This is a genomic window from Rubripirellula reticaptiva, from assembly GCF_007860175.1.
Taxonomy (GTDB): domain Bacteria; phylum Planctomycetota; class Planctomycetia; order Pirellulales; family Pirellulaceae; genus Rubripirellula; species Rubripirellula reticaptiva.
The window spans coordinates 1,452,055-1,477,194 of the sequence record NZ_SJPX01000001.1; the positions used below are offsets into that span (position 1 = coordinate 1,452,055).

Sequence of the window (25,140 nt, forward strand, 5' to 3'; positions counted from 1 at the left end):
CGATCATCTAACGTTTCCGTGCCTTCAAGCCACCGACGTGGGTATGTTGTCGCAAAAACACTCGGCTCCCTGGCAACCTCGTCACTTGTCAAATCACAAAAATCGCAAGTACAAAATCGAGCAAATTTCTTTGGGCAAACCGCCGACCGCCTGAAACTGCACCTCAAGCCGGTTCCGTCAATCGGCCGCGAAACACAATTGCTGCGGCGCCCCGAAACTTAGCCTGATATTCTTTTCGTCGAAAAACACACGGTTTGAATTCTATCCGAAATCGTCCAATACGGGCGGGTCCACTACGGGAAACAAAACCTTACCAATACCGCCAAATACGATGGCCGTTTTTCCAAGTTTCATTGCCCCATGTTTTAAACTTGCGAATTAACTGTCCAACTGGTTTTGCAAAAGCACGCGTAGGGCACCCGCCCGGCAAAACCCCGAGATCGTCGTCACCGATTCAGGCTGACTTTCTACATCGCCGTCGTTGGCGCAAAGCAACTCAATAAGAAGTCGAGAACCTGCTGCGGATTGAAACGTGTCGACGGCATTCCGGGTTCGTAACACTGGCTCGATAACATTTTCCGGTCGATGGTGGAATCGTCTTTTAGAGCCATCCATTCCGATGGGAACAGCAACTCGGACGTTGACTCTTTGATCCGAAGCTCTAGCTCGCAGTGGCGATCGTCGGCCGCAATGCGTTTGTATCGTTCGTCGACGGCATAGGGAGCACCTTCGAGAACTTGGATGAAGAAACCATCAAGGAAAAGCAAGGCGCCGGTCAGCCCACTATCGCTATTGCGATTGTGCGAAACGCGGATTACGTCATAGACGTTCCGCAATGTGATGCCATCGGTGGCGCGACTTGTGTAAAGGATTCGTTGATACATCGACTATTTCCCTTCGCTCGTTTCTATAGCCGGGCTTTCTTTTTGGGATCGCAACAGTGCCTGAACATCGCTTGCGGTAAGGGGGCGACTCAGCAAGTAGCCTTGGATCTCACTGCAACCGGCTTCCCGAACGGATCGCATTTCGTCGTTCGTCTCGACTCCTTCTGCCGTTGTCTTGGCGCCCAGGCACGTTCCTAAAGCGGCAATCATTTTCACCAGTGCGCCCGAGTCGCCGGATGTGTCGCCGCCAGAAACGAATGAGCGGTCGATTTTAATTTTGTCAAACGGGAACTGACGCAGATAGCTGATCGATGAATAGCCCGTTCCAAAATCATCCATAGCAATTCGAACGCCAAGATCACGCAGTTGATGGAGCAGCCCCAACGTCAAATCGGCATTCGATATGAGTGAACGCTCGGTGATCTCTAGTTCAAGGCGATGGGCATTGAGCCCTGATTGGTTCAGCGCGTCCATCACGGTGCTGATGAACGCTCGATTACGCAATTGGATCGGCGCGACATTGACCGCGACGCCAATCTGAGCATCCCACGTAACAGCTTCCATGCAGGCTTGACGTAAAACCCACTCTCCCAATGAACAAATGAGCCCAGTTTCTTCTGCGATTGGAATAAAGGCGTCCGGCGGGATGCGGCCTCGAGTCGGATGGTTCCAGCGAACGAGAGCCTCAAGCGATACGATTTCGTTGGTGCTGAGGTCCAAGACCGGTTGGTAGTGCAGCTCGAATTCTTCGTTTTGGACCGCGCTGCGCAACTCGATCTCGAGCGTTCGACGCGCTTGCATCTTTGCATCCATCTCTGGCTCAAAGTACCGCAGGATATTTCGTCCATCTTGCTTGGCGCGATACAAGGCGAGGTCCGCGTTCTTCGTCAACTCCTCTGCGGTCTCACCATCATAGGGGCCAAGCGCGACCCCTATGCTGATGCCGATGTGAACAAACTGTTCATCAATGATGATCGGTTCTCGCAGTGAGTCGATGATGCGCTTCGATAATGCACGTGAACCATTTGGTTGAGACGTTCCCAACTGCAGAACAGTAAACTCATCGCCCCCCATTCGACCAACAAGGTCGATTTCGCTCACCGCATTTCGCAATCGATCGGCAACGATTTTTAGCACTTGGTCGCCCACCGGATGACCGAGCGTGTCGTTGACTGGCTTAAAGTGGTCAAGGTCCAAGTACAGAAGTGCGAGCTCATTCCCTTCGCCGTTCGCCGTCAAACGTCGAGCAAAATCGCTTGTGAACGCAGAGCGATTGAGCAGCCCTGTTAAGGGATCTTCGCGAATGATCTGGGAGAGTCGCGTCTGTTCGATCTGTAGTAAACCCATTGCGCTATCTAGCGAAGCTAACGAATGGTTTTGAGTGGATTCCTTTTGGCAAGAAATTTCCGGTGTCGCGGAAACACTTGAAAGTGAATGTCCGGAATCGATGATTGTCATTCAACAAGAGTTCCCAATACTGCTGCCCCAATACCGCATCGTTTGCACGATGGATAAACGTTCCTTATTCACTTAGGACACAGAAAAAGTCGATGTCCGGCGATTCCGGGGAAGCCATCAACACCATCCGAGAAACTGAACGTGAAAGCGGCTTTCTTTGCATAATCGGTACAACCGCAAACGAAGAAAGCGAGGGTAGCTTGCCCACCGAGCGTTTAACGCGACCGAAAAATTTCGCTGGTCAACACTTCGGTCACCATCGTTTGTAGTCCGTAGCCATCAGCTTTGACACGGGCGAGAATTTCATCGATCTCATATTGATCGGTCCGTTCCATGTGTCGTCCGGTCGTGTAGCTGAGCATCTTTTCGATCAGATTGCGTGCGAAAGGTTCACTGCGAGTTTCCAGAAGCACCTGTTTGAAGTTTGCGAAGTTGTCGTACGTTTCGCCGGAGGGCAACTTTCCAGACGGATCAATCTTTGCCGAAGTACCTTTGTCGCTGGGTTTGGGATACTTGTCTCGCCAGCGTCCGATGGGATCAAACGTTTCTAACGCAAAGCCAAGCGGATCAATGTTGCGGTGGCAGACGTAACACGTTTTGTCTTCGCGGTGCTTGGCCAATCTCTGGCGGATTGTGGTCGCTCCGCTGACGTCCGCGTCGATCGCTGGCACTTCGTCCGGCGGCGGTGGCGGTGTGATGCCAAGAATGTTTTCCAGCACCCACACACCGCGAGTCACTGGTGATGTGTCAACGCCATTGGCACTGACCGTCAACACGCCAGCCATGCCCAGTACGCCGCCTCGTTGAATGTTCTTCCCTAGGCTGACTCTCTGGAACCCATCCGCCAAGCGAAGCGTGTCCTGTTCGGGCAATCGATAGAGCTTGGCCAGTCGCTTGTCGGCGAACGTGTAATCGGCATTCAAGAAATCCATGACGGATCCGTTCTCGTCAAGCAAGCTGCGAAAGAACAGACGTGCTTCTTGTTTCATGGGTTCCGGAAGGTTTTCGGCATAGTATTCCGGCATCGTGTTGCGAGGTGGCGGCAGATTGCCAATGTCTCGTAGGTTCAGCCAACTGTCCAAAAATCCGTTGACGAATTCATCGCAGCGATTATCGGCAACCATTCTGGTGATCTGATTTTTTAGTTCATCCGATTCAGCAAGTTTTCCCGACTCGGCAACCTTGAAGAGTTGGTCATCCGGCGGTGCAGCCCAAATCGCATAGGAAAGCCGCGAAGCAAGGTCCATGGGCCGCAGCAGGGTTTCGGCCTCGGGCGTTATTTCGCTGAGGTACAAAAACGAGGGCGAGCAGAGGATCAGTTTTAACGCGTCGAGCGCCGACTGACGTGGTGTTGCCTCTTGGGACAATCGTTTTTTGTATATCGCCTTGATCCGATCGCGATCGGATTTGTCCAAGGGGCGACGGAACGCTTTTTGAGCAAATGCAAACAGTTGTGGAAGTGCTTCGTCTGGCTGAAAACCTTGCTCGCCAAAGACGGCTAGTTCTTCGTTGCCACCACCGGGTTCTTCGACGGGGCCATGAACTTTGATTTCGCCGATCTTGATGTGAGGCAGCGCGCCTTCGCGAAGCAGGGTTGATCGCGAGACACCTTCCTTGGGATTTTTAAATTCCTTCTTGTAACGTTTGTTGATCGCGATTACTGACGCACGTGATTCGTAAGGACCGTTGGGGAAAATGAATCGCGGCGTTTGGCCGGCTTCCAACCAGACACGAAACTTCAACCATTCGGGTTCTTCGTCTGGCACAATCGCCGACGCGAGTATCGGCTCGATCGCTTGCGGGTAATGAATGTGGCCTTTCGTTGCGTCGCCCGGGACGACGGCCAATTGGAAAGGCTCAGAAAAGTCGATGCGGAAAATTTTTGGATCGTAGTGCGTGTCGCGGTGCATTGCTTGGGCGTGGACCTCGATGTCGTAGAGTCCAGACACGGGAACGCCTTCGAGGAAGTCTTCGATGTGGCCGTAGCCGCCTTGTCGAGTGTCCGTGTTGGGCTGCTCGTAGAGGCATAGATATTCGAAGTTAAAGACGCTTTTGTGAGAGCCTGTCAGTTCTTCGTACTGTTGGAAGTTGTCGGTAAAGTGCCAAGACTTGGGCTCGATCGCAGGTTTGCCCAGACGCGTTTCAATCAACCGTGTTGCCGCTTGGAAATACTGATCCAGCAAGAATCCCGATGTCACCAGGGACTCGCCGATCGTGTCGATGTGGTGGCTGGTGTTGTCTTTGGGGAAATCAGCCGTCAAGCCAAGCGTGTCGACGCGGCGATTCATCAGCGTCGCCAAAGTCGTTTCGTACTCGCGATTGGAAAGCCGACGCATGACGGTGCGCCCACCCGAGCTTTTGAACTGGTCGCGCGCCTGTTGAATGCTGTCTCGCAATTCGCCAACAAGCTTCAAGCGTTCGTCATCGCTGGGTTGGTCCGCGTCTTCAGGCGGCATCAACTTTAATGTCACTTGATCGATGATTTCATCGGCCGTGATCAGATGTTGTTCCGACTGGATAGGCAGCGAAAACGATTCGAACTCGCGATCACCTTCGCTCAGATCGGCGTTATGGCAATCGGCGCAATACTTGGTCAAGAGAGCAGCAGAAACCGACACTTGATCGGTGTTTGCTTCCGCCGCAGTGCTGGTGTGCAAAGCCGTGGTCGAAACGGCGAACATCCAGGCGGCAAGCATGATCGCTTGCCCGCCACATTGACTCGATCGCATGGTTACCACGTTATGAGAACGTGCCTGTGCTGGTTCCGAACGAGTCCTGCAGCACGCCCATTTTTTGAGCGATGTCGACGTACAGGTTGCACAGCGGTATTTTCGCCACGCCTTTGTCGGCAACCTTCTTAAATTCGCCGCGGCCGTAACCACCCCCGGCCAGCACAATCGGAAGATCGTTGTTGGTGTGCGAGCTGCCGTTGCCCATTCCGCTGCCGAACAGCACCGTGGTCGAGTCGAGTAAGGTTTGTTGGCCATCTTGGATGTCGGCGAGGCGAGTTAAAAACTTGCCAAATTGTTCCAGTTGATAAGTTTCCAAAGTGATCAGATTGGCAACCGCTTCCTCATCGTTGCCGTGATGCGAAAGGCTATGGTACGACTTGTCGATACCCAGGTTCTGAGGCAAGAAGCTGCCGCCAATTTCCAGCGTCGCGATCCGGGTCGAATCGGTCTGCAGTGCTAAAGCGATCAGTTCGTACAACATCGGTAGGTCGTCGACTGTATTGGCATCGGCTGGTTTTTCGAAGGGAGCGTCAGGCTTGGGCTGGTCGGCCCAACGCCGGCGAATGTCCAAGCGTTTTTCGACATCACGGATCGAGCTGAAGTACTCGTCTAGCTTGGACTTGTCTTCTTGGTTGACTCGCTTGGAAAGCGAACTTGCCTCTTCTTGGATCGAATCCAGAACCGACGCTTGCAGCTTATTCGCCTTCACCTGCTGAGCCCGTCTTTCTTTTGATTCGGTCACGAACAGTCTTTCGAACAGTTCGGCAGGTCCGGTGATTGGCGGCACGCGCACACCCGATTTGGTCCACGACATTTGGCAACCGCCGTGAATGCCTCCTTCGGATCCCACCGTCAACGATGGGAAACGCGTTTCGTTGCCGACTTCGTCGGCGATGAACTGATCGATCGTGACGTTGCCATCGCGACGATTCTTTGACTCGTGATGCAGCACGCCGGAGAGGAACGTGTGAACGGCAAAGTGCCCGCCGCGAATTCCGTGGTCGAGTCCACGGTAGACCGTGATCTGTTCGCGGTTGGCGGCCAGCGGTTTCAGCAGCGTGGTTTCTTCGAATTCCTTGCCGGTTGTTTCCGGGAAGAAATGCTTCTGCTGAAAGCCAAGCAGGTTGCCCACGGCAACGAACCGCCGGGCCCCGACGCCCGCACCGCGGGTTTCGCGAATCGCCGAGTTAGCGCCAACAGAATCGGCCATCAGCGAGGGCAACCCAGGTAGTGCCATCGACCCGGCAAGAGACCGAAGCACAAAACGTCGACGATTAAGATTGGTTGGTTTTGACATGCCCCCATTGTACTGTCGAACGAATCCGGTGTCAGTCAGCGTAAATCCGGCAAACTTTGGCCACTACGCTTTGATTTCGACGTCGGTTTCTGGCCTTGCGACGCACATCACGACTTCGCCGTCTTCGAAGTCGCATTCGGGTTGTTCGTCGTAGCGAACGTTGCCCTTGATGAGTCGGTGTACGCAGGCGCCGCACTGGCCCGCGCGGCAGGATGCGTCGACGTTGACGCCTGCGTCGTCGGCGACATCCAGCAGTGATACGCTGGGATCGTTCCAGGTCGTGTGACAGCTGCTTTGGGTGAAAGTGATTTTCAGTTCGTCAGTTTCGCTGGCACCAGAATTCTTGACTGCGATCGCGCCTGGCCCCTTGGCTTTGCCGCCAAAAGACTCGTACTGGACTGACGCTTCGTCGATGCCGTGCTGGATCAGTTCGGTGGCCATCAATTCCATGAACACGCTGGGGCCACAGATGCGATAGTCCCCTTCACCGCTGCCGGTTCGTTCGATGATCTGCGCGGCGCTGATTCGACCCGTTGTGATGCGATCAAGTGCTGAATCGGTTAGGCTGTCGGCATCTTCGATCGGTCGGCTGAACCAAACGTGCAGCTGGAATTTGCCGGTTTGGGCAAGCGTGTTGCCCAAGTAACGAAGTGGCTTCAGGAACGGTGCATTGGTTTGGTCGCGAAGTTGGTAGTACAAATGAACTTCGCGATTCGGCGTTTCTTCTAAACTTTGCAACAGCATCGACAGCATCGGCGTGATGCCGATTCCAGCAGCGATCAAGTGCAAAGGTCGCTCGGGATAGTCGGGGTTGATGTGGAAGTGACCGCGGGGCGATTGGATTTGGATCACGTCGCCGGCTTGAATGGTGTCGTGCAGTTGCCGGCTCATTCGTCCATCGGGAACGCGTTTTACCGTGATTCGGTAACGCGGTTCGCCCGGGCCGCTGGACAAGCTATAGCAGCGAACGACGGGCTTGGGCGAGTCTGCTTCTTCGCTCGGCTTGCAGCGAACGCTGATTGATTGGCCACCTTTGAAGCGTGGCATCAATTCGCCGTCGGCGGGTCGCAGCGAGAACGATCGGCAATCGGGCGACTCGTCTTGAATTGCATCGACCACCATGTCTCGCCATCCCTTCCACGAAAGGTTGTTGGGGTTTGATGCGGTCGTTTGCGATGATTGTGTCGACTCACTCGACGACGGTGTACTCGACGACAGGGTCGGCAGGTCGCTGATGATGTCAGTTCGGTACCGTCGTTCTTCCCGACGCGATATAAACTCGGCAAAGACGAGATACGCGATGATTGGAATAATCAGGACAATCCCTAAGATTCCTGTCATGGGAACTCAAGCGTGATAATGGGTGGACGGGAAGGTTTTTGAAACCTAGCTTCCCGATCACGATGGGCGATCAAAACTCGCAGTTCTGGCCCGAGAAGTTGGCCAAAAATTGTGGTTGCCTGTTGATTTGGAGGCTTTTTCGACATCGAACCAGCCTCGAGTGTCTCGGCTAGTCACATCGGTCGTTGTCTCGTCTGTGTCAGTTTGATTGCTTGTGGCGGATTCTACGTCTGCCGAATACGCTTAGAGTTGAATTCTTCCTCCGCACATCGGCCCCCGAGAGTTTGTTGCCAACGCCATCTCCCTTTCGCTCGCTAAGGCTTCGAATTCTTGCTCCCTTGATTGCAACAGCGGTCTTGGCGGCGGGCTTGGTGTCGATCGCGTCGTACCGATTGGGGACTCATTGGGCGACCGTTGAATTGCAGGCTCGTTTCGCCGGGATCGAGCGTTCGCTATCCGTCGCCAACTTTCCGCTCAATTCGATGGTGTTGGGTTCGCTTGCCGAATTGACCCAGACCGAGCTGATCGGACTTGATGCTAACGGCAAGGTTCGCGCCAGCACGATCGAAGTCACAAGCACATCGATCACTGCGATGCGACCACTCGCTAGCGATCTGGAAAGCCTATCGCCGGTCTCGGTCACTTTGGCCGGTCGTCGTTACCGTGTGTTTTCGTTTTCGGTCAACGGTTCGCCTGATCGTCAAGATTGGGTTGCCGAAGTGGTGGTGTTGTTCGACGAGCAACGGTTTTCCGACAGCCGTCGTCGCACAGCGATGTTACCATTGTTGACCGGGCTTTCCACGATCGCCGCGTTAACGTCGATCACGTTGTGGTTATCGTCTCGTTTGGTGCGCCGCATCGGCAACTTGCAAGAGCGAGTCGAAGGAGTCGCGGCGGGTGATTTCGAATCGGTGGTATCCGATGATGTCGACGACGAAATCGGCCGACTCGGTGGCGCGGTCGATTCGATGGCGTCGCAATTGAGTCAGTTGTGGAAACAAGTTCATCGCCAGGAAAGTCAAAAGTTGTTGCACCAAGTTGCCAGCGGGATGGCGCATCAATTGCGAAACAGTTTGACAGGGGCACGTATGGCGATCGAGCTGCATGCGATGTCTTGTACCGATGATGATGACGAAGGCATTCAAGTCGCGATCCAACAATTGGAGCGATCCGAAGACTACGTTCGTCGTTTGTTGTTGGTCGCATCGGGGCGGCAAGACGAAGACCGGCCCACTGACGTGCGAGTCTGTTTTGAAGATGTACAGTCGAGTCTTGCGCCGATGGCAAAGCACTTGAACGTGACCGTGCAATGGCAGTCCAACGAATCGATAACGCTGGGGCAAGTGAAAGACGGTCCGGCGTGGGTTGCCGCGGCCACCAATCTTGTTCACAACGCGATCCAAGCTGGCGATGAGGTTGTCGTTCGCCTGGATCATGTCGATCCGAGCAACGTGCGGCTGACGGTCACGGACAACGGGCCGGGGGTCGAGCCGTCGATTGCTGACGAGCTGTTCGAGCCGTTCGTGACGTCCAAGCCCGAAGGCATGGGGTTGGGATTGCCACTGGTTCGCCGCGCCGCCGAGCATCTTGGTGGCGAAGTCAAATGGTGGCGCATCGACCAGCAAACCACTTTTCAATTTGAAGTACCCGTCACGCGTGCAGACGTGGGCTCCCACACGATCGGATCGGAATCATGAGCACGTCATCGTTGGTATTGGTTGTCGACGACGAGCCGTCGATTTGTTGGGCGCTGGAAAAAATGCTCGTTGGCGAAGGCCATCGCGTGATTACGGCTTCGTCGGCCGAAGAGGGGCTGCGTTTGGCGGCCGAGCATCAGCCGGCGATGGTTATTTTGGATGTAAGATTGCCAAAGGAAGATGGCATTTCGGCGCTGCCAAAGTTCTTGGCCGCGACCCCTCATTGCTCCGTTGTCATCATCACAGCCTTCGGTGATTTGGAAACCGCCGTGGCTGCGGTCAAAAACGGTGCGACCGATTACTTGACCAAGCCGTTCAAGTTAGAGGACGCGCTGCGAACGTGCCGATCAGCTCTGCGGAAATCGCTAACGCAAAACGCAGTCTCACTCACTGCGTCATCGACTCATGTGTCACCGCCGACAGGACCTATGGTGATCGATCAAAGTGTCTTGATCGGTGTCTCGCCAGCGATGCAGCAGGTGTTTCGTCAGATCGCGCTTGTCGCCGACAGTGACCTGTCTGTACTGGTTACCGGCGAAACGGGAACCGGCAAAGAATTGGTCGCCGCGGCAATCCATCGGCACAGTCGACGATCCGAACAAACTTACATCCCGATTGCGCCGGTGACGTTGAATCCCGAGTTGATCGAGAGCGAGTTGTTTGGACATGTCAAAGGTGCGTTTACAGGTGCCAACGAAGATCGCGCGGGGTTGTTCGAACGTGCCGAGGGCGGAACAATTTTGTTGGATGAAATCGGCGAGTTGCCACTCGGGACGCAAGTGAAGTTGCTGCGCGTTCTGGAGCAGGGCCAGTATTGCCGCGTGGGTGAAGTCGTGCCGCGCACAGCGGATGTTCGCATCATCGCCGCGACCAACTGTGACCTTCATGATTCGGTGGGATCGGGAGAGTTTCGCGAAGACTTGTTTCATCGGCTGACGGGTGTCCAGATCCATTTGCCCCCGCTTCGCGATCGGACCGAGGACATTGAACCGTTGTGTCGACATTTCCTCGCCGCGATGAACTATGGTTTTGACGGTGACCCGCTGGATAAATCGTTGTTGGCTGAACTGAGAGTTCGACCCTGGCATGGCAACATTCGCGAACTGAAAAACGCGGTCGGACACGCTGCAGTGGTCGCCCGCGGTCGCTCGCTGTTGGTCGAGGACTTTCCGTCGCCCAAGCCGGGCCGCGATCACGGGGGCGCATCGCCACCGACTCATTTGGACCGGGCGACTCGATCATGGACGCAGCAAACGATCGACAATTGCGACGGCGATCTTACGGATCTGCATGCCAAATTCTTGGCCGCCGCCGAGCCATCACTATTGGCTGTTGTGCTGCAAGTGACGGGTGGAAATCGCGCGAAAGCCGCCGAGATCCTGGGTATTCACCGCGGCACCTTGCGCGATCGACTTCGCGTTTACGGGATGGACGAAACGAACGCGTAGAACGTGATTCCATGTCCTGGCAGAAACGTATCTGCTGGAAATCTGAATAGGGTTCTGCTACGGTCCACGGCTCTCAATTCTCCCTCGATGAAGGTGACTCGAATGAAATCTATGTTTGTTGCTGTAGCGCCGCTGGCCGCGTCATTGTGTTTGGTTGCTTCGACTTTTGGACAAGGTGCCGCCCTGCAGGGGATCGCCAACACGGCTGATAAGTTAAAACAGAGCATTCAAGAACCGATCACTGCCGGCCCCAAGGACAAACTTGAGCGAGTCGCACCGGGCAAGATTGACGCGGACGCACCCCGTAAGTTCACCAAGACAGCATCCGGGCTTCAGTACCGAATCCTTCGTAAGAGCGACAAGAAAAAACCGGCCGCTTCGAATTCGGTCGTTGCGCACTACAAGGGCTGGTTTGACAACAAGGAGATCTTTGACAGCTCTTATCGCAAGGGACGCCCGATTCCGTTCCCGCTAAGTGGCGTGATCAAAGGTTGGACCGAAGGCATGCAGTTTATCGGCGAAGGTGGCATGATTGAATTGGATATTCCTTATCAGCTTGGTTACGGCGAGCGAGGCATGCCCGGAGCGGTTCCTCCGCGTGCTCGGTTGCACTTCGTCGTCGAACTTGTGGAAATCAAGTAGCGATGTTCCAACTCCGCTGCACGGTTCGCAATTGTCCTGCGGTCTTGAATCTTCAGGACGGTGGTTTGTCGTGCAGTGGCGGACACCATTTTGATCGCGCTCGCGAAGGCTACTTCAGCCTGTTGCAGCCCCAAGATCGCAAGTCCAAAAATCCGGGCGATGCAGAAACAGCGGTGTTGGCTCGGCATCGCTGGTTGGCTCGCGGTCATGCCGCTGGGTTGATCGAGACACTGCGGCCTTGGATTGTTGATTCGGCAAAGACGGGTCTTCCCCGCACGCTTGATCTGGGTTGTGGCGAAGGGTCCTTTGGGCCGGCGTTGTTCGCTGACGAACCAAGTGGCTATTGCGGAATCGATTTGTCGCGACGAGCGATCAAGTTGGCGGCGCGAGGATGGCCGGCTGGGACTTGGGTGCTTGGCAATGCCGATCGCTTTCTGCCCGCGGTCGATCGCAGTGTGGATCGCGTGATTTCATTGTTCGGACGTCGGCCGGTTGCGGAAATTGGCCGCGTGCTGGCTGATGGCGGCGTGTGCATCGTTGCCGTGCCGGGCGAAGAAGACTTGATCGAACTTCGCGAGCAGGTTCAACTGATTGGTCGTCGACGCAGTCGGTGGGAAATGGTCGTCGACGAGATGGCTGAGGTCGGTTTTCAGTGCGTCGAGCACGTGAACTGGAACCAACGCGTCGAACTCGATCCTGCTGCAATCGCCGACGCCTTGGCGATGACCTATCGAGCCGCGCGGCATTCGCAGCACGCCCGGATGGAGTCGCTGGAAACGATGCAAGTCACGCTGGCCGCCGACTTGATTCAGTTTCGCCGAGTGCGCTAGTAGTCTCGCGTGTTGGCTCGAAATCGCGGTCGAGCGCTGTGGTTCGAACTAGTCGTCCAGGCCCAAGGCGGACAGGATGTCTTCCATTTCGCCACGTTCTTCGTTCGACAATCCAGCCGCTCGGTCAATCGTCAGGCTGGCCTTTTGACCCGATCTTGGCAGCACCGCTTCGACGTGGATCAACCCATTTGTGTCGTACTGGAACGACACGTCGACGGGCGTGCCGGCGGCTAGATGCGGCGGCAACCCATGGATCACACAGCGGCCGATGGGCGTGGCGTGGCGGCCCGTGGCATCGCCCCCTTCGACGACTTCGACGACGACGTTGGGTTGATTAGCAGTGTTGGTTTCGAATCGGGATGTCTTGGACGCTGGCAACGGCGTGTTGCGGCGAATCATGATGTGATTGACTCGCCTGTTAGTTTTCTTGTCGGTGCCCATCACGCCAAGATGGTGAGAGTTGACGTCGGTGATTTGAAGCGATGACGAATCTGTTTTGGCGGTCTTGGCGGGTTGTTTTGATTTGGCTCGAACAGGCTCCGGTGCATCCGATTGATTGGCGGACGCGTACTGGCTGAGCGATGTCGCATAGATGGCCGCGCCATGGGCGACCACTTCGTCAGCCGAGATCGAGGCATCCGGTTCAACACCGGTTTCTTTGGCCAGCATCTCGCTGACTTGCGGCATCCGAGTCGAACCGCCGACCAGCAGGATCTTGTCGACTTCAATCCATGACACACCCGAGTCTTCGATCAGTTTGGCGATCGTGAACCGTGTCCGATCCAACAGGTGAGCAGTCAGTTCCTCGAAAAGTTCGCGAGTGATCTTGGTTTGCAGCGAGCGGCCTTCGAACACAATTCGGACGTCGGCCGACTTGCGAGTCGTTAGCGTGTGTTTGAGTTCTTCGGCTTCACGCCACAAGAACGTTTCTCCATCGGCAGACTTTGAAGGGTGAAAGCCGTGGTTGGCTGCGAACTCGTCGTCGATCCATCGAGCCAAACACTTGTCCCAGTCCACACCGCCCAACATTGCGTTGCCATCGGTCGCGATCACGTCGAACTTTTTGCCGTCGACACGGACTAGCGACGCATCGAACGTGCCGCCACCCAAGTCATAGACCAGCACCATTTGCGGTCCAAGCGATTCGCTTTGGCGATCGACGCCGTAGGCAATCGCGGCCGCGGTTGGCTCGTTGATGACGGCACAGACGTCGAGCCCCGCAAACGTGCCCGCGTCAATCGTTGATCGACGTTTGGGCTCGTTGAAGTACGCTGGGACCGTTATCACAGCTTTGGTGACTTTGGTCCGCAGACGCAATTCCGCATACTGTTTCAGCTTGCCAAGAATCAGCGACTGAATCATCTCGGGCGGATAGTTCTTACCGTTGATCGTCTTTGAGTATTCGCGATTGCCCATTTCGCGTTTTGCAAACGTAGCGACCTGATCGGGCAGAACCCGCAGCGCCTTCAGGGCTTCTTTACCAACCGTAACGCCATCGCTTTCGAACAATACGACCGAGGGCGTTGTCGGGTCACCTTCGGCGTTGGGGATGGTCATCGGTTTGCCGGACGCGTCGACCCATGCGATAACGCTGCGAGTGGTGCCTAAATCGATGCCGACGATAGGAGTTTTTTTTTCAGACAAGGAATTAGCGGGCGACGGAGGTGCGGGCGAGGTTGGTGTGCCGTGACGCAGGGTCACGATTGATGCAGGGTCACCATGATAACGTGGCGCGAAGTGTCCGATCAGAGCCCGCGTTTTCGATCAGCAGGGTGAACCAAACCTTGCCGTCCCAGTTCTTGGGGGCCCACCGGGTCAGATCGATTGAATACGAATCGCGGCGTCCCAGGTCGGTGATGATGTCCGGAACGGTGGCGGTTCCCCATATAGGCATCGTCGTGAATTGTCGGCCCGGTTCCATTCCCGTCCCGAGAAATACGCGACGTGTGTAGCCGCCGGGTGTGTGATAATCGACGACAAAGCCGCTTTTGGTGAAGGCATCGACGGTGATGATGTCGGCATGTGACAGCGAGCCCGTCACGGTCAACGACTTGACGGAATTGAGTTCGACGCCGGCTTCGGCTTGCCCGATTCCGTCGGGGTGAGGGCCAATGCCAACGTCCAGCGACTGTGACTTGACGTTTGCGAAATCCATTCGCGAGTCGTTGCTGGTCCGCGTCTTCGAATTTGAAATTTCTGGCGTTTGGGTGCCAACGTCACCGCTGATGGCGATCGCCTCGCCAGCATCTTGGTTGGGATACATCGCGAGCAATTCGTCGAGTCGCAGGTCGATCTTTTTTCGGATCAGTCCTGATGCCGCACCCTGCGCGGCCGTGTACCAATCCATCGAATGCAACAGTGCGGCGTCACGCATTTGTGCGTCGGGCATCTGCTTGCCAAGGTCATGCCACGCGTCGGCCAATTCGGTCGCCGCGGTCACGTCCTTGTCAGGTTTGATTTCGGATTGAGCGGTCGATGTGATTGGCGATTCGGGACCGTTTGCTAGGAACGGTAGCCCGTCGGTCCAATGGCGACGGATCAAGCATAAGTAAGTTCCTGCAATCTGGTTGGATCGCGGATCATCAGGTGTGGATTCCAGCTTTTGCTTGGCCGCTTGGTAAGCCTTCAACCGAGACCACCCCGCGACGAGTCGTTCCTGAATCGACGCCAGTTCTGTTCGTGCATTGCGAGGAATTCGGTCGCCAAACCTGTCTGCCATTGCTTCGGCAATTTGGATGGCAGTCTGATAATGCTGGTCGTTTTCCATTTCGGTGATCGTATCGATCGCGACTGAAACAAACGGCGCAATCTTGCTGCCCGATACATTCTCGGAACTTGAAATGATTGTGTCGGTGATCGAGTTGGCTCGGTCAAATCCATCGTACTGATCCGTGATGCGGTCAATGATTTCTAAGGCCGGCGCCGCCAGCCCTTCTTTGACATAGATGCCACGAGCGACTTTCCAAACCGCGAAACGTCCGACAGGATCATCGTCGGTTTCAAAGCCATCCGCCGTCATTTGGTCGGCGAGCGAGACTCGATCGGCGGTCGTTTTGGCGCTGCTGTACTTGTCTTTATACAGTTCTCGGACGAGCGACATAGCGGCAATGATTTCGTCATCTGATGGAACCGAATCAGTGAGCGTGTCAGGTTTTTGCACCGGAGCGGAGTTAGGGTGCGACATCGACGGCAGCGAGATCGAAGGTTGGGTTAAGTTGACGATCGGATCGCTGGAGATCGTTATTTCGGCGAAGGAGGGAGTGTGGGTGGGCGGTGAATGCTCGTTCACTCGGGCCGGATTCATCACGGTCATTGGTTGCACGCTTGATTGTTGCGGGCTGCCAGTGACACGGTTTCCGGAAACGTTCTTCGGGCCCGCGTTCTTCGAGTTGGCGTTTTTTGCTTCGGCCGAGGCTTGAGTGTCCGCGGGGGCTGCAGGTTCCACCGTGATTCCCAGCCATGCAGCGCGTTCAGGGTCGATCGCCACGAGACCTCGCTTGAGGGCAACTCCGATCGCGAGTAACCCGACCAGCGCCAGCAACGCTGAATAATGAATGAAGTTCAGTGATTGGCCGCGCGACCGAACGACACGTGGATTCCTCGTTCGTAGCTTGGGCTGAACCGGAATGGTTTCAACGGGCTCAGCCTGCACCGAGCTTTGCGCCGAGCTTTGCGCCGGGGCGGACGACGCGGCGGACGACGCGGCAACGGTTCCTAAAGCCGGCGGAATGACTGGTGCCAGGACAGGGGCAACGACAGACACGACTGTGGGTGACAGTTCGGACGAGTTTGCGGCTTCAAGCTGATGTCGGAGGCGTTCGTCGTACGCTTTTTTTCGCGCTGGCGACAACAGGCACAGCCGGGCCGCCGAAACTTGGTTGGAAAGGTCTTCGGCCTCCGCCGCATGTTCGCCGTTCGTTATCTGCTGCAAGTGCGAAAGTTGCTTGTCCGCAGCAATATTAATGACTTCATTATCCGATTCGAACGTCGTGATCGCCAACAGGCGATAGTGGTGGGGCGGCTGTTCGTCCGGCGGAATGCCTAGCCATTGATAGAGTGGATCAAGCATGCAGGAACACGGATATCGGGAGTTTCTTTGTCAGTTTTGGTTTGCCCTCGAAGGCAAGGGCAATATTTCTTTCCGGAAGCCGATTGTAGGGAATCCAGCCGCCTGCGAAAAACACAAAGTTTAACTACGATGGTCCATATCGTGACGCTCCGTTTGCCTGGCGGCGTCCAAAACCCCGCACTCCCATCACCCCTGCCTCTCCATGCCAAACTGCATGAATTCGCGACTCTTCGCGATCTTCCTGACCACATCGCTGGCTCTTTTGGCCAATTCGGGCGTCTGCCGGGGTGACGAAAGTGATCCTGACTTCAAGGTCCAAGGCGAATACGTCGGTGACCAAACGGGCATGCAGGTCGTCGCCATTGGCGATGGCGAGTTTGACGTGGTCATCTACGAAGGTGGCCTTCCCGGTGCCGGTGCCAAATCGACGCCACCCCGCCGAGTCGACGCCGATTCGGATGTCGTACGAGACTTGGTCATGTCCATGGGGCTGACCAAAACGGCTCGAACCAGCCCAACGATGGGCGCCAATGCACCGGCCGGCGCGATTGTTTTGTTTGATGGAACGCAAGCCTCGATTGACAAAAATTGGGCCGAAGGCAAATTGGCTGAAGATGGTTTGCTTGCCCAAGGTGCGATGACCCAGCGAGAGTTTCGCGACTACAAATTGCATGTCGAGTTTCGCACGCCGTGGATGCCAAAGGCGACGGGCCAAGCACGTGGCAACAGCGGCATTTATCACCAAGCTCGTTACGAGACCCAAATTCTCGATTCGTTTGGACTCGAAGGCAAAGACAACGAAACCGGCGGCGTCTACACCGTCAACGCTCCGTCGGTGAACGCTTGTTTTCCGCCGCTGACGTGGCAGACCTACGACGTTGAATTCACTGCCGCGCGTTACGACGGTGCCAACAAGAAAATTGCCGACGCCCGCATGACAGTGCGGCTAAATGGAATCACGGTCCAAAATGATGTCGCGGTACCCTATGCGACTCGCGCGTCAAAGTTGCCCGAAGGACCTTCGCCAGGCCCTCTCTATCTACAAGATCACGGAAACCCCGTTCGCTTTCGCAACATTTGGATTTTGCCACGCGACGCCGACAAAGAAGCTCGGCGACCCATCGTGCCGGGATTCGAACGATTCTTTGCGACAAGTCCAACACCATCGATCGACGGTGGTAACGTTTTGCTCAGCTCGTTGGCCTGTGGCGCTTGCCACCCAGGCGGTGATGTAGCCGGTCTGCCATCACAACGCGGCCCCGACTTGTCCAGCGTCGTTAGCCGTGTTCGAACTGACGCGTTGGTCGACATGATCGCCAACCCTCATGCCACCAAATCCGGCACCACGATGCCGGACCCTTGGCCGGTATTGGACGATGCCGCACGTTACCAGCGTGCAACGGCAATCGCCAGCTACTTGATTGATGCCGGTGGCGGAAAAATGATCGATCGTGCTGCAAGCCAAGCGATGGCTGACAGTGGATCAAATCTCTACCATTCGATCGGTTGTGCCGCGTGTCACCCAAGTTTTAATGACACGCCCGCCCCGTCGGCGACGTCAGTGCCTCTGGGTGATTTGGGACGCAAGTATTCGCTCGTCTCGTTGGCTCGGTTCTTGCAAAACCCGCACCAGGTCCGGCCTGGACTGCGAATGCCAGGCTTGGTCGGGTCGGCCGAAGACGCGTTCGCAATCGCCGCATATTTGACACGCGACGTGACCATTCAACCGGGGACCGCCAAGTTTGCGAGACGAGTCTATCGCGGGAAATGGGAACGGTTGCCCGATTTCGATTCCATGACTCCCGAGGTGACCGATTCGGTGACCGAGTTGAAAATCGACGACGTCGAACCCAAGAATAATTTTGGTGTTGTCTTCGAGGCCCAATTACCGATCTCGGCGGATGGTGAGTACACGTTCCAATTGAGCAGTGATGATGGCAGCGCGTTCTCGATCGGCGAACATCGCTTGGAGAACGATTTCATTCATCCCGACCAGGTCACCGAAGCCAAGTTTAAATTGACTGCCGGTGTGTATCCGATTCGTGTTGAGTATTTCGATGCGGGCGGACAGCGGGCGTTGTCTCTGAAGATGGTTGACCCGATGTTTGGGGCTAGCGATATCGCCACTCTGATCGCCGACCCTGACAATAGTGAGCCTGACTTTTTACCTAGCAAATTTGTTGCCGATTCATCGCTTGTCGCGCAAGGACGCCAGTGGTTCGCAAGTGCCGGATGTAAGAGCTGTCACGCGGTCGCGGGCAACGACGATGCGGTCGCCAGCGCGCCGTCGATCGACGAATTGCGAGTCGATCGGGGGTGCTTGGCAGAATCGATCACTGGACGCGCCGTTGATTACGCACTGAATCCGGCTCAGCGATCGGCGCTGGTCGCTGCGATTGAGTCACGCCAAGATGGCGGTTGGAAACCACTGGATGATGCGGGCCGAGTTCATTTAACGATGGCAACGTTGAACTGCTATGCCTGTCATGCTCGTGACAAAGTTGGCGGCCCCGAACTTTCCCGCGACGCGCTGTTCACTTCGACGATGCCCGAGATGGGCCTGGAAGGTCGCTTGCCGCCACCGCTTGACGGTGTCGGTGACAAACTCAATGACAAGTACTTTGAATCGGCTTTGCAAAATGGCGGCAATCTTCGTGACTACATGATGACGCGGATGCCCGTTTTCGGTTACGAGCCGCTGCGCGATCTGCATCAGTCGTTCGTCACAATCGATCGCAGCGATGAAATGAAAACCCCGAAAAACTCCGACGCACATAGCAAGATTTTGGCGGCGGGCCGAAAAGCGGTTGGCAACCGTGGATTGGCGTGCATCAAATGCCACAGCTTTGGCGGTGACAAAGGTGGTGGCCTGGGTGCGATCGACATGCTGGAGATGACGAATCGTTTACGTCCCGAGTGGTTCCAGCGTTACTTACAAGATCCCACCGGATATCGACCCGGTACGCGAATGCCGAACAGCTTTGTTGACGGTGTCTCGGCACTGACGGGACTGTACGGTGGCGATCCTGTTTTACAGATCGATGCGATGTGGCAGTATCTATTGCAAGGTAAGAGTGCGAAGAGTCCCGAAGGGTTGAAGCAAGGCGCGATCGTGCTGGCTGCGGACACAAAGCCGCGAATCTATCGCAACTTTTTTACCGGCCTCAGTGCTCGTGGAATCGCAGTCGGATATCCCGATGGATTGAATCTGATCTGGGACGCCGAGGCGATGACACTTGCTCGAGTTTGGCGAAACAGTTTCATCGATGCATCGTTGCACTGGGTTGGTCGCGGACAAGGACGACAAGATCCACTTGGTGACGCCGTCATCGACGTCGAACAGGCAACACCGATTGCCAAACTCGCGTCGATCGATGCCGCGTGGCCCGAGACGACGGGGCGCGAGCGTGGCTATCGATTTGGTGGCTACCGACTGGACGAGTCCGGCAATCCGATTTTCTTGTACTCGCTAGACGGTGTTAAAGTCCAAGACGCGCCGTTGCCACCAAGCGAAGAAAACCCGCAAATGGCCCGGGAAATCACCGTCGATGCGTCGGCGACCAAGACGGGCGAAGCCTTGGTTTGGCAATTCGCAAGCGGTTCGATCCGAGCGACTGATGACGGATTTCGTGTCAATCAAAAGTTCACGATCTCGGTCGAAGGTGTCGATTGCCAGATCGTCACAGTAGGGCAGTCCCAGGCATTGCGAGCGGTGATCTCCGTGGGCAAGTCTTCGACAATCACTGAAACGATCCGCTGGTAACGCGACCATCAACGACCTCTCAACTTTCAATCGACTCATGAAATACTCAAACTCCAATATCGTCTGTGTTGCCGCGTTCCTGTGCTTGGGATTCGCGTCGGCCTCACACGCTGCTTCGCCCACCGAAGCCGACTACTACCAGATCACCACCTTCGAAACTCCCAAAGATGAAGTGATCGAAGCCTGCGGATTTCAAGTGATGCCGGACGGCCGACTTGCGGTTTGTTCGCGTCGCGGTGACATCTTCATGGTGGCCGATCCGTTGGCGAAAAAAGTCGCGGCGGACAACTTTAGCGTCTACGCACGTGGATTGCATGAACCGCTGAGCCTGGCAGAGAAAGACGGTTGGTTGTACGCGACCCAGCGTCCCGAAGTCACTCGGATGCAAGACGTTGATGGCGACGGTACGGCGGACGTGTTTGAAACCTACGCCGACGGATGGGGCGTTTCAGGTGACTACCACGAATATGCGTTCGGATCAAAGTTTGACGCCGACGGCAACATGCTCGTCACCTTGTGCTTGACCGGATCGTTTTCAAGCGCCGTGCCCTATCGAGGTTGGGCAATGCAAATCACGCCGGATGGCGAAACGATCCCATTTGCCAGTGGTGTGCGTTCGCCCGGCGGTGTCGGCGCGAATTTGGCAGGCGACGTTTTCTATACCGACAACCAAGGGCCTTGGAACGGAACGTGCGGATTAAAGGTTCTGCAACGAGGCAAGTTCGCCGGGCATCCGGGCGGATGGAAATGGTACGAGTCAGCCGAATCGGTGATCGGGAAGCAGCCTGTTGAACCGGTCAGCGGCAGTCGGTTGTGGATCGAAGCTGACCGCATCGATGAATTGGTTCCGCCAGCAATTCTGTTTCCGTACGACAAAATGGGGAAGAGCGCGTCGGGGATCGCCTGCGACACCACGGGTGGAAAGTTCGGTCCGTTCGATGGTCAGTTGTTCGTCAGCGATCAAACGCAAAGCCGGGTGATGCGAGTTTTCCTTGAACAAGTTGATGGTGTTTATCAAGGCGCGTGCTTCCCATTTCGAAAGGGATTCGCTTCGGGCAACGTCGCGACCGAGATGTCGCCGTCGGGATCTCTATTTGTTGGTGGTACAAACCGTGGATGGGGATCAGTTGGCAATAAGCCGTTTGCAGTTGAGCGACTTGATTGGACCGGCAAGGTGCCATTTGAAATCAAGGAAATGAGCTTAACCGCCGACGGTTTCGAGTTGCGTTTCACCAAACCCGTCGACGCGAAAACCGCCAGCGATCTTGCGAGCTACACGATGACGACGTACGCGTACGAGTATCGGGAACAGTACGGTAGTCCCGAGGTGGATCACACTGAGCCGACGATTTCCTCGGCCACCGTTTCCGATGACGGCATGTCGGTTCGATTGGTGGTCGATGGATTGCAACGCGGTCACGTCCATGAATTGCATGCTGATGGGATTCGCGGTACCGACGAGTTGCCGCTGTTGCATTCGGAAGCCTATTACACGGTGAATCGGCTGCAGACCAAGTAGCCAATCGGTGCAGTTGGGAAGCCGGGTGGACCTTTGAACCACCTTTCTGGCTGCTGCGTACCAGAATTGCCAAACGAACGTTCAGGCGATGGGAACACCGTGTTCCCATCGCCTTCATTGTTTGGTTTCCAAGCACAATCACGGGATCTTGGGCGGATAGAACGATGACAGGCGATTTTTCTCAGACGCCGGTTTCCAAAGCCGACCAGGCGATTCCGAACGGGACTTCTGACGCGGTGGTTTCGCCAGGTGTGCGCGAGGTTGCGGCGGCGGCTATCTGGACTTTGCTTGCGGATCTGTTGATTTTTCGCAGTGATGGATACACGGGACTGGCGATCTTTTTGGTATCTGTTCCGATTCTGTTCTTTTGGTTGTTTCCGACGATGCTTCGTCAGTCGTCCGCCAAGTGGACGATCGGCATCTTGGCGGTTGTGGCTGCCCGATTGGTTTGGTCGGGATCTTCGCTAACCGTCTTCTCGGGCATGCTGTTGGTCGTTGCCGTTTCGATGGTCGCCGCGGGCAGCGTACCGATGGTTTTGGAAGGCATTGTGCTGGCTTCGCGAGCATTGTTCGACGGTGCCATTGGGTTGGGACATTTTCATCTTTCCAAGCATTTGGGGCGTGGCGGGAAATTGCCGGCCGGATCACTGTCAGTACTGTTGCCGATCGTCGCGGCCGGTGTGTTTGGTTCGATCTTTGTGTTCGCCAATCCTGATTTGCTTGATCGAGTTTCGGCTAGTTTGACGGACGTGGTCACCAGCATGGTGAACTGGATCACGGGGTTTTCGATCTGGGAGATTCCCTTTTGTGTTGTCGCATTGTTACTGGGGATTGGATTGATGCGGCCTAGGTTGCCGATGATCCGCGTTGGTTCGACCGAGTCGGCTGAGACCGTGTTGTTTGATCAGGCCGAATCCCAGTGGTATGCGGCTTTTCGCAATACTTTGATCACTGTGACTGCGTTGTTTGCGGTTTACTTGGGCTTTGAGTGGATGACGTTGTGGAAGCGAGAGTTTCCTGAAGGGTTTTACTATGCCGGCTATGCACACCAGGGCGCCGCCTGGTTGACGTTTGCGTTGGCATTGGCGACCGGCATGTTGTCGTTGATTTTTCGCGGCTCGATTTTGGCGGATCCTCGTCTGGACTCGCTTCGCAAGTTGGCGTGGATTTGGTCCGGCGCGAGTTTGTTGTTGGCCGTCGCCGTCTACAACCGGTTGTTGATCTATGTGGGTTACAACGGCATGACTCGTATGCGAACAGTCGGATTCTTTGGCATCACGTTGGTCGTGATCGGTTTTGGGTTGGTGCTTTATAAGATCGGGCGTCAACGAAACCTTTGGTGGTTGCTGCGCGGACAATTGATTGCGTTCGCATTGACGGTGATCGCTTACAGTGTCTTTCCAGTGGACTATGCGGCTCATCATTACAACGTCGCTCGCGTGTCGGACGGATACTTGCGACCTTCGGTGATGATTGCCGTCAAGCCAATCGAAGACGAGGGTGTCGTGTCACTGTTGGGTTTGGTGGATTGCCCTGACCCGATCATTCGCGAGGGCGTGCGAGCGAAGTTGGCACAGCGACAGGAAACGATTGGGGCCGAGTCGGCCGGCCACTGGACGGCCTATCAAGCCAGCACGAGTCGTCTTCGTCGCGTCTTGAAGGCAAACGAATCCAAGTGGTCGGACTACGACAATCGCAAAAAACAAGAACGCGCGATCAATGCGTTCCGAGAATACGCGATGCAGTGGTATTGAATTCAAACAACCGGAACGACGCGATTAAACCGAAGTGTTAAATGCCGGGTTGTTGAGCATCGAGTGCGCTGAGTGCTCGGACCAGGGCGATGGAGGCTTCGGCTTCTTCGCTGACCACGCAATTGGCGCCGAGGCTTTTCATTTTTTTAGCGCTCGATTGATATCGGCAGCGGACGATTAGGTTTCCGGCTCGGTTTAGTTTTTGAATTGACCGGACGATTCGAATCGCTATTTCGTCGTGTGGCACACAAACGACGATGGTGGTCGCATCGCCAATTGCGGCGGCTCTTAGAATCTGTAGATCCGTGGCGTCGCCAGCCACCGTGCGGAAACCTTCTTGCGCGAATAATTGTAAATTGATGGGGCTGAGGTCGACCAGGCAGACGTCGTTTCCGAATGTTTCAAGTTGGGATGCCATGCGACGGCCGATGGGGCCGGCGCCGATCACCGCGGCCCGTTTTCCGGCCGTGATTTGATAGGCACTTTGCGGTTCGGAAGGCTCGTTGTGTTCGCCGGTCTGTGTCCACCGCAGTCCGATCTTCATCAGCGGTGGAGTCAACACGAGCGAGCCGACTGCGATGGCAACGACGCGTTGATAGACGGATTCGTCGATCACGCCGGATTCGAGTCCCAGCAACACTAGCACGAAAGCAAACTCGCCGACATGCGCCAGTCCGATGCCCATGCCGAACGCGCATTTGAATGACAGCCCTGTTAGTTTCAATGCGATCGTGGCAGCGATCGCTTTGATGGCGATAACCGCCGCTAGCGATGCGATCATGAACAGCGGTTCGGTAAGGAACAGTACCGGGTTGAAAATCAAACCCAAACAGACGAAGAACACGGCGGCGAACGTTTCGCGAAACGGCAACACCAACGCATCGATTTGTTTGGTCCACCGATTGCCGTTGAAAATCAGTCCGGCGGCAAAGGATCCAACCGCCGGTGGCAGTCCGACGGAGTACGCCGCTAGAGTGACACCGCCGAGTGAAACCAAAGTGAACAAGATGACCAAGTCCGGGCTTCGGTACTTGGCAAACATCGGGATCAACCAGCGAGCCAGAATCCATCGCAGTGCGATCACGACGGTGACAAACACCAGCGACGTGGCGGCCAGGATCGCATACTGGACCGGGCTGACCTGATCGGCACCGCCTGTCAGTAACGGGACGAGCAACAAGAGCGGAACCAGTGCGGCGTCTTGAAACAGCAGGATTCCGATCGCCCGTTGTCCGTGCGGTTGTTCGAATTGGCCCCATTCTGAAAGCGCTTTGAACGTCAGCACGGTCGAACTGAAGGCGACCGCTGACGCAATCAGTACTGCCGATTGCCAGCTCAATTGCATCCACGTCAGGAGCATCGCAACAGGTGCTGCGACGAGCGTCATTTGCACCATGCCGCCCACGAACAATTTCGAACCTAGGCGTTTCAAGTCATCGATCGAGAATTCGAGACCGATTGAAAACAGCAGCAAGAACACACCGACTTCGGCAAATTGTTCTAGTTGGTGCTCTTGGTCGGAAACCAGATTCAGAACCTCGCGGCCGACGATCGCGCCGACGATCAAATAGCCGATCAATACCGATGCCCGTAGCCAACGACAAACCAATCCGGCGACCAGGCCTGCGGTCAAAATGATTAGTAAGTCGTGGACGAGCGACTGAGACATCAGCGACACGCTTTCTTTATGTGCGAAGGATCAAGTG

15 protein-coding genes are annotated in these 25,140 nt (G+C 55.6%); 7 read left to right on the forward strand and 8 right to left on the reverse strand.

Going from position 1 to position 25,140, the window contains the following annotated elements:
• Positions 1-467 precede the first annotated feature (467 nt).
• The 5 genes from Poly59_RS05185 to Poly59_RS05205 all read right to left on the reverse strand — a co-directional run bounded on the left by Poly59_RS05185 (position 468) and on the right by Poly59_RS05205 (position 7,712).
• Positions 468-884, reverse strand: a complete 417-nt coding sequence (locus Poly59_RS05185; protein WP_146532945.1) for a BLUF domain-containing protein — start codon at positions 882-884, stop codon at positions 468-470.
• Positions 885-887: 3 nt separating this feature from the next.
• Positions 888-2,342 (reverse strand): putative bifunctional diguanylate cyclase/phosphodiesterase, encoded by a 1,455-nt coding sequence (locus Poly59_RS05190; protein WP_146532946.1) that lies wholly within the window; start codon positions 2,340-2,342, stop codon positions 888-890.
• A 215-nt stretch (positions 2,343-2,557) separates the two neighbouring features.
• Positions 2,558-5,071, reverse strand: a complete 2,514-nt coding sequence (locus tag Poly59_RS05195; protein WP_246151392.1) for a DUF1592 domain-containing protein — start codon at positions 5,069-5,071, stop codon at positions 2,558-2,560.
• Positions 5,072-5,081: 10 nt separating this feature from the next.
• The gene (locus Poly59_RS05200) at positions 5,082-6,371 is read right to left on the reverse strand and encodes a DUF1552 domain-containing protein (protein ID WP_146532947.1); all 1,290 of its coding nucleotides are present in this window, start codon (positions 6,369-6,371) and stop codon (positions 5,082-5,084) included.
• 63 nt (positions 6,372-6,434) lie between these two features.
• A complete protein-coding gene (locus tag Poly59_RS05205; RefSeq protein WP_146532948.1) occupies positions 6,435-7,712 on the reverse strand; it encodes a 2Fe-2S iron-sulfur cluster-binding protein in 1,278 nt (425 codons plus the stop codon).
• Between the two features lie 287 nt (positions 7,713-7,999).
• Here Poly59_RS05205 and Poly59_RS05210 point away from each other — a divergent pair, with 287 nt between their 5' ends.
• From Poly59_RS05210 to Poly59_RS05225, 4 genes are all read left to right on the forward strand, one after another.
• Positions 8,000-9,409: a sensor histidine kinase gene (locus Poly59_RS05210; RefSeq protein ID WP_246151394.1), complete on the forward strand. Its 1,410-nt coding sequence runs from the start codon at positions 8,000-8,002 to the stop codon at positions 9,407-9,409.
• Positions 9,406-10,857, forward strand: a complete 1,452-nt coding sequence (locus tag Poly59_RS05215) for a sigma-54-dependent transcriptional regulator (RefSeq protein WP_146532949.1) — start codon at positions 9,406-9,408, stop codon at positions 10,855-10,857. Before Poly59_RS05210 ends, Poly59_RS05215 begins: the two co-directional genes overlap by 4 nt.
• Positions 10,858-10,959: 102 nt before the next feature.
• Entirely contained in the window at positions 10,960-11,499 is a 540-nt protein-coding gene (locus tag Poly59_RS05220; RefSeq protein WP_146532950.1) for an FKBP-type peptidyl-prolyl cis-trans isomerase, read from the forward strand.
• 2 nt (positions 11,500-11,501) lie between these two features.
• Positions 11,502-12,329: a putative RNA methyltransferase gene (locus tag Poly59_RS05225; RefSeq protein ID WP_146532951.1), complete on the forward strand. Its 828-nt coding sequence runs from the start codon at positions 11,502-11,504 to the stop codon at positions 12,327-12,329.
• Positions 12,330-12,377: 48 nt separating this feature from the next.
• Here the strand turns inward: Poly59_RS05225 and Poly59_RS05230 are convergent, their stop codons facing one another.
• Positions 12,378-13,973, reverse strand: a complete 1,596-nt coding sequence (locus tag Poly59_RS05230) for an Hsp70 family protein (protein WP_186776027.1) — start codon at positions 13,971-13,973, stop codon at positions 12,378-12,380.
• A 70-nt stretch (positions 13,974-14,043) separates the two neighbouring features.
• A complete protein-coding gene (locus Poly59_RS05235) occupies positions 14,044-16,398 on the reverse strand; it encodes a hypothetical protein (RefSeq protein ID WP_146532953.1) in 2,355 nt (784 codons plus the stop codon).
• A 214-nt stretch (positions 16,399-16,612) separates the two neighbouring features.
• Between Poly59_RS05235 and Poly59_RS05240 the strand changes: the two genes are divergently transcribed.
• The 3 genes from Poly59_RS05240 to Poly59_RS05250 all read left to right on the forward strand — a co-directional run bounded on the left by Poly59_RS05240 (position 16,613) and on the right by Poly59_RS05250 (position 23,434).
• Positions 16,613-20,161: a family 16 glycoside hydrolase gene (locus Poly59_RS05240; RefSeq protein ID WP_246151395.1), complete on the forward strand. Its 3,549-nt coding sequence runs from the start codon at positions 16,613-16,615 to the stop codon at positions 20,159-20,161.
• A 37-nt stretch (positions 20,162-20,198) separates the two neighbouring features.
• Positions 20,199-21,680: a PQQ-dependent sugar dehydrogenase gene (locus tag Poly59_RS05245; RefSeq protein ID WP_146532955.1), complete on the forward strand. Its 1,482-nt coding sequence runs from the start codon at positions 20,199-20,201 to the stop codon at positions 21,678-21,680.
• 164 nt (positions 21,681-21,844) lie between these two features.
• Complete coding sequence (locus tag Poly59_RS05250; protein ID WP_146532956.1) at positions 21,845-23,434, forward strand: DUF4153 domain-containing protein; 1,590 nt, start codon at positions 21,845-21,847, stop codon at positions 23,432-23,434.
• A gap of 37 nt (positions 23,435-23,471) precedes the next feature.
• Here Poly59_RS05250 and Poly59_RS05255 read toward each other — a convergent pair whose 3' ends face one another.
• Positions 23,472-25,103: a cation:proton antiporter gene (locus Poly59_RS05255; protein ID WP_146532957.1), complete on the reverse strand. Its 1,632-nt coding sequence runs from the start codon at positions 25,101-25,103 to the stop codon at positions 23,472-23,474.
• Between the last annotated feature and the right edge of the window lie 37 nt (positions 25,104-25,140).